Source organism: Streptomyces sp. NPDC048277 (assembly GCF_040652235.1).
Classification (GTDB): domain Bacteria; phylum Actinomycetota; class Actinomycetes; order Streptomycetales; family Streptomycetaceae; genus Streptomyces.
Window position 1 is genome coordinate 58659 of record NZ_JBEZLQ010000026.1, and the last position, 12871, is coordinate 71529.

General features: G+C 71.3%; 13 protein-coding genes. 6 read left to right on the top strand and 7 right to left on the bottom strand.

The genetic code is table 11. The features are described from left to right. Nucleotides 1-18: 18 nt before the first annotated feature. From AB0D85_RS40295 to AB0D85_RS40310, 4 genes are all read right to left on the bottom strand, one after another. The gene (locus AB0D85_RS40295) at nucleotides 19-696 is read right to left on the bottom strand and encodes a GntR family transcriptional regulator (protein ID WP_362332044.1); all 678 of its coding nucleotides are present in this window, start codon (nucleotides 694-696) and stop codon (nucleotides 19-21) included. Nucleotides 697-843: 147 nt separating this feature from the next. Next, entirely contained in the window at nucleotides 844-1791 is a 948-nt protein-coding gene (locus AB0D85_RS40300; protein WP_362332047.1) for a beta-ketoacyl-ACP synthase III, read from the bottom strand. A gap of 147 nt (nucleotides 1792-1938) precedes the next feature. Continuing rightward, nucleotides 1939-2073: a hypothetical protein gene (locus tag AB0D85_RS40305; RefSeq protein ID WP_362332051.1), complete on the bottom strand. Its 135-nt coding sequence runs from the start codon at nucleotides 2071-2073 to the stop codon at nucleotides 1939-1941. Continuing rightward, on the bottom strand, nucleotides 2042-3376 hold the full coding sequence (locus tag AB0D85_RS40310) for an OFA family MFS transporter (RefSeq protein ID WP_362332054.1): 1335 nt from the start codon (nucleotides 3374-3376) through the stop codon (nucleotides 2042-2044). Before AB0D85_RS40310 ends, AB0D85_RS40305 begins: the two co-directional genes overlap by 32 nt. Nucleotides 3377-3588: 212 nt before the next feature. Here AB0D85_RS40310 and AB0D85_RS40315 point away from each other — a divergent pair, with 212 nt between their 5' ends. From AB0D85_RS40315 to fdhD, 5 genes are read left to right on the top strand one after another with little or no spacing between them, the layout of a single operon-like run. Further along, a complete protein-coding gene (locus AB0D85_RS40315) occupies nucleotides 3589-4560 on the top strand; it encodes a 2-dehydropantoate 2-reductase (RefSeq protein ID WP_362332057.1) in 972 nt (323 codons plus the stop codon). A gap of 17 nt (nucleotides 4561-4577) precedes the next feature. Beyond that, a complete protein-coding gene (locus tag AB0D85_RS40320; protein WP_362332060.1) occupies nucleotides 4578-6497 on the top strand; it encodes a molybdopterin-dependent oxidoreductase in 1920 nt (639 codons plus the stop codon). A gap of 5 nt (nucleotides 6498-6502) precedes the next feature. After that, nucleotides 6503-8320, top strand: a complete 1818-nt coding sequence (locus AB0D85_RS40325) for an NAD(P)H-dependent oxidoreductase subunit E (protein ID WP_362332309.1) — start codon at nucleotides 6503-6505, stop codon at nucleotides 8318-8320. Then, entirely contained in the window at nucleotides 8317-9177 is an 861-nt protein-coding gene (locus AB0D85_RS40330; protein ID WP_362332063.1) for a 2Fe-2S iron-sulfur cluster-binding protein, read from the top strand. Before AB0D85_RS40325 ends, AB0D85_RS40330 begins: the two co-directional genes overlap by 4 nt. A gap of 7 nt (nucleotides 9178-9184) precedes the next feature. Next, nucleotides 9185-10033, top strand: coding sequence for a formate dehydrogenase accessory sulfurtransferase FdhD (fdhD, locus tag AB0D85_RS40335; protein WP_362332066.1), 849 nt, complete (start codon nucleotides 9185-9187; stop codon nucleotides 10031-10033). 72 nt (nucleotides 10034-10105) lie between these two features. On the opposite strand, the gene AB0D85_RS40340 is transcribed toward fdhD, so the two are convergent. Beyond that, the gene (locus tag AB0D85_RS40340) at nucleotides 10106-10930 is read right to left on the bottom strand and encodes a LysR substrate-binding domain-containing protein (protein ID WP_362332069.1); all 825 of its coding nucleotides are present in this window, start codon (nucleotides 10928-10930) and stop codon (nucleotides 10106-10108) included. A 151-nt stretch (nucleotides 10931-11081) separates the two neighbouring features. Between AB0D85_RS40340 and AB0D85_RS40345 the strand changes: the two genes are divergently transcribed. Beyond that, nucleotides 11082-11801 (top strand): SDR family oxidoreductase, encoded by a 720-nt coding sequence (locus tag AB0D85_RS40345; RefSeq protein WP_362332072.1) that lies wholly within the window; start codon nucleotides 11082-11084, stop codon nucleotides 11799-11801. A gap of 4 nt (nucleotides 11802-11805) precedes the next feature. Here the strand turns inward: AB0D85_RS40345 and AB0D85_RS40350 are convergent, their stop codons facing one another. Continuing rightward, nucleotides 11806-12333, bottom strand: a complete 528-nt coding sequence (locus AB0D85_RS40350) for an isochorismatase family protein (RefSeq protein WP_362332075.1) — start codon at nucleotides 12331-12333, stop codon at nucleotides 11806-11808. A gap of 16 nt (nucleotides 12334-12349) precedes the next feature. Beyond that, nucleotides 12350-12790, bottom strand: coding sequence for a MarR family winged helix-turn-helix transcriptional regulator (locus AB0D85_RS40355; RefSeq protein WP_362332078.1), 441 nt, complete (start codon nucleotides 12788-12790; stop codon nucleotides 12350-12352). Between the last annotated feature and the right edge of the window lie 81 nt (nucleotides 12791-12871).

Below are 12871 nucleotides of genomic sequence, written 5' to 3' on the forward strand. Positions count from 1 at the left end.
CGGCTTCCAGGACCTCGGTCAGGCCTTCGCCCGCTCGTGGTACGAGCGCCGGGTGTGTTCCGTGTGTTCGCGCATCAGCGTGGTCGCCAGTTGTTCGTCCCGGGCCGTGATCGCGGCGATCAGTTCGCGGTGTTCGATCCAGGACTGGCGGCCGCGTTGGCGGGCGACCGGGGTGTAGTACCAGCGGACCCGGCGGTCGACCTGGGCGGCGAGTTCGGCGAGGACCGCGTTGCCGGCCAGGTCCATGATCTTGGTGTGGAACGCGGCGTTCAGGGCGACCGCCGTGTCCACGTCGTCCGCGGTGACCGCCTTCTCGCCCTCGGCGCACAGGGATTCCAGCGCGGCCACTCCCGCCTTGTCGGCGTTGGCCGCCGCCAGGCGGGCCGCCTCCGCCTCCAACAGGGTGCGGACGGTGAGGAGTTGGTCGGCCTCCGCCTCCGTCGGCTCGTGGACGAACGCGCCCTGGGCGGGGCGAAGGTCCACCCAGCCCTCGGTGTTGAGGCGCTGGAGCGCCTCACGGACCGGCTGCCGGGAGACGCCGAGGTGGCCGGCGAGTTCGCTCTCCACGAGGTGCTGGCCGGGCTGGAGGGCGCGGGTGGTGATGAGTTCGAGCAGCGCCTCGTACACGCGGTCGCGGAGCGGGCCGGGGCGTTCCAGCTTCGGCACCGCCCCCTGCGGCAGTCCGGCAGACAACATCGGGTCCCCCTTCGCAGGCAAGCAGACAACCCGTACACGCGGACACTCAGTATCGATTGTCTTTCGTCTACAGTCTACGGTGCACAGCCGCCAGGGGAAGCGGGAGTCGGGCACGTCACACCGGCCCGGCACACCCGGCGCGCGACCTCAGGGGCAGCGCACGACCTGCCCGGCGTACGACAGGTTGCCGCCGAAGCCGAACAGCAGGACGGGGTCGCCGCCGGAGATCCGCCCCTGTTCGACCAGCTTCGACAGGGCGAGCGGAATGCTCGCGGCCGAGGTGTTGCCGGACTCGGTGACATCGCGGGCGACCACCGCGTTGACCGCGCCGATCTTCGCCGCGAGCGGCTCGATGATCCGCAGGTTGGCCTGGTGCAGGACGACCGCCGCGAGGTCCACGGGGTCCACACCCGCCTTCTCGCAGGCGCGGCGGGCGATGGGCGGCAGCTGGGTGGTGGCCCAGCGGTAGACGCTCTGCCCCTCCTGCGCGAACCGGGGCGGGGTGCCCTCGATCCGTACCGCGTGGCTCATCTCGGGGACGGAACCCCACAGGACCGGTCCGATCCCGGGCTCCTCACCGGGCCCGCAGGCCTCGACCACGGCCGCGCCCGCCCCGTCGCCGACCAGGACACAGGTCGTACGGTCGGTCCAGTCCGTGACCTCGGACATCTTGTCGGCGCCGATGACCAGGGCCCGGGTGGCGGCCCCGGCCCGGACGGTGTGGTCGGCGGTGGCGAGCGCGTGGGTGAACCCGGCGCACACCACGTTGACATCTATGGCCGCGGGCTGCGGGATGCCGAGCCGGGCGGCGACGCGCGCGGCGGTGTTCGGGGAGCGGTCGATCGCGGTGGAGGTGGCGACCAGGACCAGGTCGATGTCCGCGGGGGTGAGGCCGGCCGCGGCGAGGGCCTTGGCGCCGGCGTGCGCGGCCAGCTCGTCGACGGGTTCGTCGGGGCCCGCGATGTGCCGGGTGTCGATGCCCACCCGGCTGCGGATCCACTCGTCACTGGTGTCGACCATGCCGGCCAGGTCCTCGTTGGTGAGTACCCTGGCGGGCTGGTAGTGGCCGACGGCGGCGATGCGCGAGCCGTTCATGGGTGGTGGATCCCCCTCGTTGCCTCGGTCTGGGCCCACCAGTCTGTTCAGTGACTCACGGGTACGACGGCACGTAAGGCCACAGGAAACAGGCGCCCGAGTTGTCGGCTTCTCGCAGACCCTCGGACGCCCTAGCATGCTTCCGGTTCACCCGTTGAACAGCTGTGTCGCCTTCTGTACGAGTTCGTACACCCCGTAGGCGAAGGGCGCGCCCACCCAGACCCAGGCGACCGCGATCAGCCACCGCCGGTCAGGACTGGGCGGGTTGCTCTCGTTCGACATCGGTGGCCTCCCTCGGGGCGGGAATGTGATGGCGGGCGTCGACGGGCCGGACCAGTTCGTTGGCGATGAACCCGACGACGAGCAGGCCGATCATGATGGAGAAGGACAGGGTGTACAGGTCGGCGCCGTGCTTGCCGGCGCTCTTCTGATGGTCGGCGATCCAGTTGACGATCAGCGGCCCGAGCACACCGGCCAGGGACCAGGCGGTGAGCAGCCGACCGTGGATGGCGCCGACCTGGTAGGTGCCGAAGAGGTCCTTCAGATAGGCGGGGACGGTCGCGAAGCCACCGCCGTAGAAGGAGAGGATCACCAGCGCGCAGAGGATGAACAGCGGCTTGGAGGAGTCGCCGAAGAGCGCGATGAGCAGGTACATCAGCGCGCCCACGCCGAGGTAGACGCGGTAGATGTTCTTGCGGCCGATCAGGTCGGAGGTGGACGACCAGCCGATGCGGCCCGCCATGTTGGCGGCGGACAGCAGGGCGACGAACCCGGCCGCCGCGGACACCGTCACCGGGGTGGAGCTCCCGGCGAAGAAGTCCGTGATCATCGGGGCGGCCTTCTCCAGGATGCCGATGCCCGCGGTCACGTTCATGCAGAGCACGACCCACAGGCACCAGAACTGCGGGGTGCGGATCGCGCTGTTCGCGGAGACCTGCACGCCCTCGAAGGCGCTCGGCGCGTCCGCGACCGGCTTCTCGGTACGCGGGACGCGGATCAGGAGCACGCCGAGGGTCATGAAGACGGCGTACGACAGCCCGTGCACCAGGAAGGCGAGCGCGATGCCATCGTTGTCACTGCCGAAGGACGAGAGCATCTGGGCGGACCAGGGCGAGGCGATCAGCGCGCCGCCGCCGAAGCCCATGATGGCGATTCCGGTGGCCATGCCGGGCCGGTCCGGGAACCACTTGATCAATGTGGAGACCGGCGAGATGTAGCCGATACCCAGACCGATGCCGCCGACGAAGCCGTAGCCGAGGACGATCAGCCAGTACTGCTTCGTCTCGGCGCCGAGCGCGGAGATCAGGAAGCCGGTGGAGAAGCAGATCAGGGCGACGGTCATGGCCCAGCGCGGTCCGTTGCGCTCGACGAGGGTGCCGCCGAACGCGGCCGACAGACCGAGCATCACGATCGCGAGCTGGAAGGGCAGCGCGCTCTCGGTGCCGCTCAGGTTCAGCGCGGATTCGAGCGGCGGCTTGAACACGCTCCAGGCGTAGGCCTGGCCGATGGAGAGATGGACGGAGAGGGCGGCGGGCGGGACGAGCCAGCGGCTCCAGCCCGGCGGTGCTACAGGGGGGCTGCTCATGAATCCCGAACGGTAGGGCCGCTCCTGGGTAGTTGAGAACCCAACGGCTCGATCGTATGCGATGAGCGGTATCCAGAATGCGCCGAACGGTCACTGCCCGAACCCTTGTCGACCACGACCCCATACTGTAGACAATATTTCGTCGACACGATTCGGTCAGTCTCCTCCCCCGACCACCTCCGCGGTATCCCTCAAACCGAACGGAGTGTTCCGTGAAAGTCGCAGTCCTCGGCGCCGGTGCGATCGGCGCCTATGTCGGTGCCGCGCTCCACCGCGCGGGCGCCGATGTGCATCTCATCGCCCGTGGACCCCATCTGGCGGCCATGAGGCAGTACGGAGTACGGGTGCTGAGCCCGCGCGGCGACTTCACCGCGCACGCCCACGCCACCGACGACCCGGCCGAGGTCGGCCCGGCCGACTATGTCTTCCTGGGCCTGAAGGCCAACTCGTACGCGGCGTGCGGGCCGCTGATCGGGCCGCTGCTGCACGAGCACACGGCGGTGGTGGCCGCCCAGAACGGCATCCCCTGGTGGTACTTCCACCGGCACGGCGGCCCGTACGACGGCCACCGCGTCGAAAGCGTCGACCCGGGCGGAGCCGTCAGCGCCGTGCTCGCCCCCGAACGCGCCGTCGGCTGCGTCGTCTACGCGGCCACCGAACTCGAAGCCCCGGGCGTGGTACGGCACTTGGAGGGCACCCGGTTCTCGATCGGCGAACCGGACCGCACGGTGTCCACGCGCTGTCTGCGGCTGAGCGAGGCCATGCAGAGCGGCGGGCTCAAGTGCCCGGTGGAGCCGGACCTGCGCAACGACATCTGGCTCAAGCTGCTCGGCAACATCTCCTTCAACCCGATCAGCGCGCTGGCCCGCGCCACCATGCGGCAGATGTGTCTGCACGGCGGCACCCGCCGGGTCATCGAGATCATGATGCGCGAGACGCTCTCCGTCGCCGAGGCGCTCGGCTGCGAGGTCGGCGTCTCCATAGAACGCCGGCTCGCGGGCGCCGAGAAGGTCGGCGACCACCGCACCTCCACGCTCCAGGACCTGGAGCGCGGCAAGCCGCTGGAACTCGACGTCCTGCTCGCGGCCGTCGTCGAACTGGCGGAGATCACCGGCGTGGAGGTGCCCACCCTGCGCACCGTGCACGCCATCTCGGACCTGCTCGCGCTGAGGAGCGCCGCATGACCGTCGAGGAGCGCCGCATGAGGAAGCGTGCACCGAAGACCTACACCCGCCTCACCCACCCGCTGGTCAGGGACGCACGCGACGAGCCCTTCCGGCAGGCGGGCTGGGAGGAAGCCCTGGACCGGGCGGCGCGCGGCCTGGAGCGCAACCGGGACGCGTTCGGGATGTTCTCCTGTGCCCGCGCCACCAACGAGATGAACTACGTGGCCCAGAAGTTCGCCCGGGTGGTGATGGGCACCAACAACGTCGACTCCTGCAACCGGACGTGTCACGCCCCGAGCGTGGCCGGGCTGAGCGCCGCCTTCGGCTCCGGCGGCGGCACGTCGTCGTACGAGGAGATCGAGCACACCGACGTCATCGTGATGTGGGGCTCCAACGCCCGCTTCGCGCACCCGATCTTCTTCCAGCACGTGCTCAGGGGGATCAGGAACGGCGCCCGGATGTACGCCGTCGACCCGCGCCGCACCTCGACCGCGGAGTGGGCGGAGAGCTGGCTCGGGCTGAACGTCGGCACGGACATCCCCATGGCGCACGCGATCGGCCGCGAGATCATCCACGCGGGTCTGGCCAACGAGGCGTTCATCGAACGGGCGACGACCGGCTTCGAGGAGTACAAGGCGCTGGTCGAACCATGGACGCTCTCGCTCGCCCAGAAGGTGACCGGCGTACCGGCCGCGGCGATACGGGAGTTGGCGCACGCCTACGCCCGCGCCGAGCGCGCCCAGCTGTGCTGGACCCTCGGCATCACCGAGCACCACAACGGCACCGACAACGTCCGCGCCCTGATCAACCTCTCCCTGCTCACCGGCCAAGTGGGCCGCTGGGGCGCCGGGTTGCAGCCGCTGCGCGGCCAGAACAACGTGCAGGGCGGCGGCGACATGGGCGCGATCCCCAACCGTCTGCCCGGCTTCCAGGACATCCTCGACCCCGGTGTCCGGCTGAAGTTCGAGTCGGCCTGGGACACGGTGATCCGGCCGCACTACGGGCTGAACCTCACCGAGATGTTCGAGGCGATGGAGGAGGGCTCGCTGAAGGCGGTCTACTGCATCGGCGAGAACCCCGCCCAGTCGGAGGCCGACAGCGAGCAGGCGGTGCGGCGGCTGGGCGCCCTCGACTTCCTGGTCGTCCAGGACATCTTCCTCACGAAGACGGCCGAGTTGGCCGACGTCGTCCTGCCCGCGACCGCCGGCTGGGCGGAGACCGAGGGTACGACGACCAACAGCGAACGGCGCGTTCAGCGGGTGCGCCGGGCCGTGACCCCGCCCGGCGAGGCCCGCGAGGACATCGACATCCTCTGCGAGCTGGCGGCCCGGCTCGGCCACGACTGGAAGTACGCCGACGCGGAGGCCGTCTGGAACGAGCTGCGGTCGGTCTCCCCGGACCACTACGGGATGACGTACGACCGGCTCGTCGAGCACCAGGGCATCCAGTGGCCCTGCCCGAGCACCGAGCGGCTCGAACCGACGTACCTGCACGGCCGGTTGTGGGAGAAGGACCCGGCCAGGCGCGGACTGCCGGCCCCCTTCGGGCTGGTCCAGCACGATCCGCCGGTCGATCTCACCGACGACGAGTACCCGATCCGGCTCACCACCGGGCGACGGCTCGACTCCTACAACACCGGTGTCCAGAGCGGCGGTTACGCCTCCCCGCTGCGGCGCGGCGAGTACGTCGAGCTGTGCCCGGAGGACGCCGAGCGGTACGGGGTGGTGGTCGGCGAGGAGGTCCGGGTGTCCTCGCGGCGGGGCGCGGTCGTGGCCCCGGTCTGGATCGACACGGCCCTGCGCCCCGGCCTCGCCTTCATGACCATGCACTTTCCCGACGAGGTGGACACCAACCAGCTGACGATCGAGGCCAACTGCCCGATCGCGGGGACGGCGGAGTTCAAGGCGTCGGCGATCCGTATCGAGAAGCTCCCGGTCGCGACCATCGTGAGGTGACGCAAGTGGACCTGCACTTCGGCGACAGCAAACCGACGGACGAGGAACGGGCCGCCGTGGACGCCCTGTTGGGCCCTCCGGAGTCCTCCTGGGAGGGCGCGGACCGTTCCGATCAGGATCTGCGGTGGGCACGCGGCGGCCGCGCGGCCCGGGACCGCCGCGACCTGCTGCTGCCGGGGCTGCACGCCGTCAACGACCGGATCGGCTGGATCAGCGAGGGCGCCCTCGACTATCTGTGCCGCCGTCTGACCGTCCCCCCGGCGGAGGCCTACGGCGTCGCCACCTTCTACTCGATGTTCTCCGTCAAGCCCCGCCCGGCGACCGTTCTGCACGTCTGCACCGACCTGGCGTGCACGGCGGCCGGGGCCGCGGACCTGTGCGCCGGCGTGGAGGAAGCCCTCGACGGGGGTGTCCACGTCGAGCGCAGCCCCTGCCTCGGACTGTGCGAGCGCGCCCCGGCCGCCCTGGCCGTCCGGGCCGGTGATCCGGTGCGTACGGCGGTGTCGGCCCCGGCGACGGTCGAAACGGCCGTCCTCGCGGCCACCGCACCGGACTCGGCGCCGGAGGAACCGCCGGCCGCGATGGCCGTACCCCAGGCCGGGCAGGACGGTCTGACCCTGTTGAGGCGGGTGGGCGTGGTCGACCCGTCCTCCCTCGACGACTACCGCGCGAACGGCGGCTACACCGCCCTGCGCCGGGCCTTCGGCCTCGGCCCCGCCGGGGTCATCCGGGAGGTCACGGACTCCGGTCTGGTCGGGCGCGGCGGCGCCGCCTTCCCGACCGGCCGGAAGTGGCAGGCCACGGCGTCCCAGCCCGACCGCCCGCACTACCTCGTCTGCAACGCCGACGAATCGGAGCCGGGCACCTTCAAGGACCGCGTGATCATGGAGGGCGACCCGTACGCCCTGGTGGAGGCGATGACGATCGCGGCGTATGCGATCGGCGCGCACCGGGGCTTCCTCTACCTCCGCGGCGAGTATCCGCGGGCGATCCGGCGGATGCGGCACGCGATCGACCAGGCGCGCGCCCGTGGCTTCCTCGGGGACGACGTCCTCGGTCAGGGCTTCGCCTTCGACATCGAGATCCGGCGGGGCGCGGGGGCGTACATCTGCGGTGAGGAGACGGCCCTGTTCAACTCCATCGAGGGATACCGGGGCGAGCCGCGCTCGAAGCCGCCGTTCCCGGTGGAGAAGGGGCTGTTCGGGAAGCCGACGGTCGAGAACAACGTGGAGACGCTGGTCAACGTCCTGCCGATCCTGACCATGGGCGCCCCGGCGTACGCGGCGATCGGGACCGCCAAGTCCACCGGCCCCAAGCTCTTCTGCGTGTCCGGGAGCGTGGCCCGCCCCGGCATCTACGAACTCCCCTTCGGCGCCACGCTCGGTGAGCTCCTGCAACTGGCGGCGGTGCACGGCGGGTTGCGGGCGGTGCTGCTCGGCGGAGCCGCGGGGGGCTTCGTGCGGCCGGACGAACTCGCCGTCCCCCTCACCTTCGAGGGCACCCGGGAGGCGGGCACCACGCTCGGCTCGGGTGTGGTGATGGCCTTCGACGACACCGTGCCCCTTCCCCGGCTCCTGCTGCGGATAGCCCGGTTCTTCCGGGACGAGTCCTGTGGGCAGTGCGTGCCGTGCCGGGTCGGGACGGTCCGGCAGGAGGAGGCGCTGCACCGGATCGTCGCACGCACGGGGGCCGAGGCGGCCGGGGACGTCGCGCTGCTGCGCGAGGTGGGCCGGGCGATGCGGGACGCCTCGATCTGCGGTCTCGGGCAGACCGCGTGGAACGCCGTGGAATCCGCCATCGACCGTCTGGGGGCGTACGAATGACCGTCACACCGCTGGGGATCCCGCGCCGGCTGCTGGAGTTCACGATCGACGGGCAGGAGGCGCGGGTCCCGGAGGGCTCGACGATCCTGGACGCCTGCCGGGCGGCCGGGAAGGACGTCCCGACGCTGTGCGAGGGCGACACCCTGCGCCCGAAGAACGCCTGCCGGGTGTGCGTGGTCGAGGTGGAGGGGGCCCGGACCCTGGTACCCGCCTGCTCCCGGAAGGCCGAGCCGGGGATGGTCGTGCGGACCGGCACCGAACGTGTCCGGCACAGCCGGAAGATCGTCCTGGAGCTGCTGGCCTCCTCGGTGGATCTCTCGACCACGCCCCGGGTCGCCGGGTGGCTCAAGGAGTACGAGGCGAAGCCGGACCGCTTCGGCCCCGCCGCGGCCCGCCTCGACGACCAGCCCAGGGTCGACAACGATCTGTACGTACGCGACTACGGCAAGTGCATCCTCTGCTACAAGTGCGTGGACGCCTGCGGCGACCAGTGGCAGAACAGTTTCGCGATCTCCGTGTCCGGGCGCGGTTTCGACGCCCGGATCGCGGTCGAGCACGACGCCCCGCTGACCGACTCCGCCTGTGTCTACTGCGGGAACTGCGTGGAGGTCTGCCCCACCGGGGCGCTGTCGTTCAAGTCGGAGTTCGACATGCGGGCCGCGGGTACCTGGGACGAGTCGCGGCAGACGGAGACGACGACCGTGTGCGCGTACTGCGGTGTGGGCTGCAACCTCACGCTCCACGTGCAGGACAATGAGATAGTCAAGGTCACCTCGCCGCACGACAACCCGGTGACCCACGGCAACCTCTGCATCAAGGGCCGTTTCGGCTACCAGCACGTACAGAACCGGGGCTGATCAGGACATGGGACGAGTCACGGAACGACGCAAGGTCATCCGGATCCGCGACGGAGCGGTCTCCGCCCGGCCGGACACGCTCGTCGCCGAGGAACCGCTGGAGATCAGACTCAACGGGAAGCCCCTCGCCATCACGATGCGCACGCCCGGCGACGACTTCGCGCTGGCGGCCGGGTTCCTGGTGAGCGAGGGGGTGCTGGCGGAGGCCGGCGATCTGCAGAACATCGTCTACTGCGCGGGCGCCACCGTCGACGGCTCCAACACCTACAACGTCGTCGACGTACGGACGACGCCGGGCGTCAAGCTGCCCGACTTCACCCTGGAGCGGAACGTCTACACCTCCTCGTCCTGCGGGCTGTGCGGCAAGGCGAGCCTCGACGCGGTGCGTACGACGGCGCGCTGGCCGATAGCCGACACTCCCCCGGTCCGGGTGGAGCCCGAACTGCTCGCGAGCCTCCCCGACCGGCTCCGCGCGTCGCAGCGGGTGTTCGACCGGACCGGGGGGCTGCACGCGGCGGCCCTGTTCACGGAGGACGGCGAGCTGCTGGACATCCGCGAGGACGTCGGCCGGCACAACGCGGTGGACAAACTGGTCGGCAGGGCCCTGCAGAACGGCGACCTGCCGTTGTCCCGCACCATCCTGCTGGTCTCCGGGCGGGCCTCCTTCGAGCTGGCGCAGAAGGCCGTGATGGCGGGCATCCCGCTCCTCGCGGCGGTCTCGGCACCCTCCTCGCTGGCGGTGGACCTGGCGGTGGAGACCGGTCTGACGCTGGTCGGCTTCCTGCGGGGCAGCAACATGAACGTGTACGCGGGCGAGGACCGCATCGCCCTGCGGACCGCGGCCGCCCAGGGCTGATACGGCTCGCCGCGGCACGGCGGCGGGGCCCCGACCGGCGGGGAGCGCCCCCTGCGCCGCAGGGGCCCCGCCTCAGTCGGGTGCCGCGACGGCCGCCGCGGCCTCGGCGAACGCGGCGATCAGCGGGGAGTGCCGGCCCGCCGCCCAGGCAAGGAGCACCCGGTCGGGTTCGGCGTCGGTGACCGGGACGTAGACGATGTCCGGGCGGGAGTACTGCTCGGCGGCCGAGCGGGGCACCATCGTGATGGCGGTGCCGGCGGCCACGCACTCGAACTTCTCCTCGATGGTGCGCAGCGGCAGGTCGCCGGGCCGGGGATCGTTGTAGCGCAGCCACTGCTCGCCGTCGAGGTCGGCGAGGGCGATCTCCTGCTTCCCGGCGAGCCGGTGCCGGTCCGGGAGCATGGCCACGCGGGGCTCGCTGTACAGGGGGCGCAGTTCGAGTCCGTCCTCGCGGACCGGCAGCCGTACATAGGCGATGTCGACGGTGCCGTCCAGGATCAGCTGTTCCTGGTCGTCCCACTCGACGCGGCGGGCGGCCGCTTCGACGTCCGGGTGTGCGGCGGCGAAGGCGCGTAGCGCGTGGGTGACGACGACCCCGGCTCGGAAGCCGACGACCAGCCTCCGCCGGCCACCCGCGGACTGCGCGACCCGACGCCGGGTGCCGTCGGCGAGGGCCAGCAACTGGCGTGCGTCGTCGAGGAGTTGGTGTCCGGCGTCGGTCAGGGTCACGCCGTGGCTGTCCCGGACGAACAGCTCGGCGCCCAAGTCCTTCTCCAGCGCGCGGATCTGACGGCTCAACACCGGTTGCGCGATGTGCAGCCGCTCGGCCGCCCGGCCGAAGTGAAGGAGTTCGGCGACGGCCACGAAGTAGCGGACCTTGCGCAGATCCAGGTCCATGACCGCGGCTCCTTCCGGCAATGGCGGTGGCGGTGGCGATGCCTTCAGGGTATCGCCACCACCGGAAGAGGTCTTGGACGGCCGATGTCGCCGGACCGCAGGCTGGAACCGTCCGAACGGGACGGAACACCGGCTGGGAGAGGGATCGGTCATGGGTCTGCAGGGACAGCGTGTCGTGGTCATCGGGGGCACGTCGGGCATCGGGCTCGCGGTCGCCGGGGGCGCGGCACGGGAGGGCGCGCAGGTGGTCGTCGCCTCGCGCCGGCAGGAGAACGTGGACGCGGCACTGAAGGTGCTGCCCGAGGGCGCCGAGGGGCAGGTGCTGGACGCGTCGGACGAGGACGCGGTCCGCGGTTTCTTCGCGCGGGTCGGCGCGTACGACCACCTGGTGTACACGGCGGGTGACGCGCTGCTGCTGGGGAGCGTGGCCGAGACGAGCGTGGCACGGGCCCGGGACTTCCTGGACACGCGGTTGTGGGGTGCGTACACGGCGGTGAAGTACGGCGCCGGGTCGGTCCGGCCGGGCGGGTCGGTGGTGCTGACCACGGGCACGGCGGGCCGTCGGCCGCTGCCCGGTTCGAGTGTCGCGTCGGCGTTGTGCGGGGCGATGGAGTCGCTGACCCGGGCGCTGGCCGTGGAGCTGGCGCCGGTGCGGGTCAATGTGGTCTCGCCGGGGCTGGTGCGGACCGAGCTGTGGCGGGAGGTGCCGGAGGCGGACCGGGAGGGGCTGTTCCGGTCGTCCGCCGAGTCGCTGCCGGTGGGGCGGGTCGGCGAGCCGGCGGATGTGGCGGAGGCGTATCTGTACCTGATGCGCGGGGGTTACAGCACCGGGTCGGTGGTGGTCGTGGACGGGGGCGGGACGCTGGTCTGAGCGGTCACGCGGGCGTGAGGCGTACGCCGGCCGCGCTGACGACCGTGCCGAGGCGCGGGAAGTCCAGGCGGACCGAGGCCTCGTGCTCGGCGGCCGTGAGGGCGGCCATGGCGTCCTCGACGAAGACGAGGTCGTAGCCGAGGTCGGCGGCGGCGCGGGCGGTGGACTCGACGCCGAGGTTGGTGGCGATACCGCCGAACACCAGCCGGGTGACGCCGAGCCCGCGGAGCCGGGCGTCCAGCTCCGTGCCCTGGAAGCCGCCGATGGTGCGCTTGACGATCTCCACGTCCCCGTCCCGCAGGAGTCCGGCGACCAGTCCGCTGCCCGGCGGCTGCTCCGCGAGGGAGGGCCGCTCCACGCGGACGAGCACCACGGGTGCGCCGGCCGCGCGGAAGCCGGCGGCCAACTCCTCGGCGGTCTGCAGGACTTCGGTGCCCTTGCGGGGCTCCAGGGGCAGCGCGACGATGCGGTCCATCAGGTCGACGAGGACGAGGGCGGTGCGCGTCGGATCGAGCGCCAGGGGTGCGGTCATGACGGAACGTTAGCCGTCATGAGCCGTCCGTACCGGAAATCCGGATCAACAGGCCCGTGAACTGGTCGCGTTCGGCGGCCGACAGCGGGGCGAGCAGCGTGTCGTTGGCCGCGCGTGCCGCCTCCTCGCAGCGGGCGAGCAGGCGGCTCCCTTCGTCCGTGAGGGACACGGCGTTCTTGCGACGGTCCGCGGGGTCGGGTGCGCGGACGACGAGCCCGGCCCCCTGGAGGTCGTTGAGGACGCCGACGAGGTCCTTGGGGTCGAGGGAGACGGACCGGCCGAGGTCGGCCTGGGCGACGGGGGCGAGGTCGCGTACGGCGGAGAGCACCACGTGGTGCCACATCCGCATGCCGTGCTCCGCGAGCGCCTCGGCGACGAGGGCCCGGCCACGGGCGGCGGCCCGGCCGAGCAGCCAGCTGGGCAGGGAGCGGATCGCGAGGAGGGGGGCTTCGGCCATGGGGGCAGCCTAGCCAAGATTCCATTGGCCTTCCCAACGAAAAATCATTGGACTCCCCAACGACCAAGCTCTATCGTTGGG

Bases quoted from the DNA above. Each gene is read 5' to 3' on its own strand.
- AB0D85_RS40295 (WP_362332044.1), bottom strand. From the start codon at position 696: ATGTTGTCTGCCGGACTGCCGCAGGGGGCGGTGCCGAAGCTGGAACGC.
- AB0D85_RS40300 (WP_362332047.1), bottom strand. From the start codon at position 1,791: ATGAACGGCTCGCGCATCGCCGCCGTCGGCCACTACCAGCCCGCCAGG.
- AB0D85_RS40305 (WP_362332051.1), bottom strand. From the start codon at position 2,073: ATGTCGAACGAGAGCAACCCGCCCAGTCCTGACCGGCGGTGGCTGATC.
- AB0D85_RS40310 (WP_362332054.1), bottom strand. From the start codon at position 3,376: ATGAGCAGCCCCCCTGTAGCACCGCCGGGCTGGAGCCGCTGGCTCGTC.
- AB0D85_RS40320 (WP_362332060.1), top strand. From the start codon at position 4,578: ATGAGGAAGCGTGCACCGAAGACCTACACCCGCCTCACCCACCCGCTG.
- AB0D85_RS40330 (WP_362332063.1), top strand. From the start codon at position 8,317: ATGACCGTCACACCGCTGGGGATCCCGCGCCGGCTGCTGGAGTTCACG.
- fdhD (WP_362332066.1), top strand. From the start codon at position 9,185: ATGGGACGAGTCACGGAACGACGCAAGGTCATCCGGATCCGCGACGGA.
- AB0D85_RS40340 (WP_362332069.1), bottom strand. From the start codon at position 10,930: ATGGACCTGGATCTGCGCAAGGTCCGCTACTTCGTGGCCGTCGCCGAA.
- AB0D85_RS40345 (WP_362332072.1), top strand. From the start codon at position 11,082: ATGGGTCTGCAGGGACAGCGTGTCGTGGTCATCGGGGGCACGTCGGGC.
- AB0D85_RS40350 (WP_362332075.1), bottom strand. From the start codon at position 12,333: ATGACCGCACCCCTGGCGCTCGATCCGACGCGCACCGCCCTCGTCCTC.
- AB0D85_RS40355 (WP_362332078.1), bottom strand. From the start codon at position 12,790: ATGGCCGAAGCCCCCCTCCTCGCGATCCGCTCCCTGCCCAGCTGGCTG.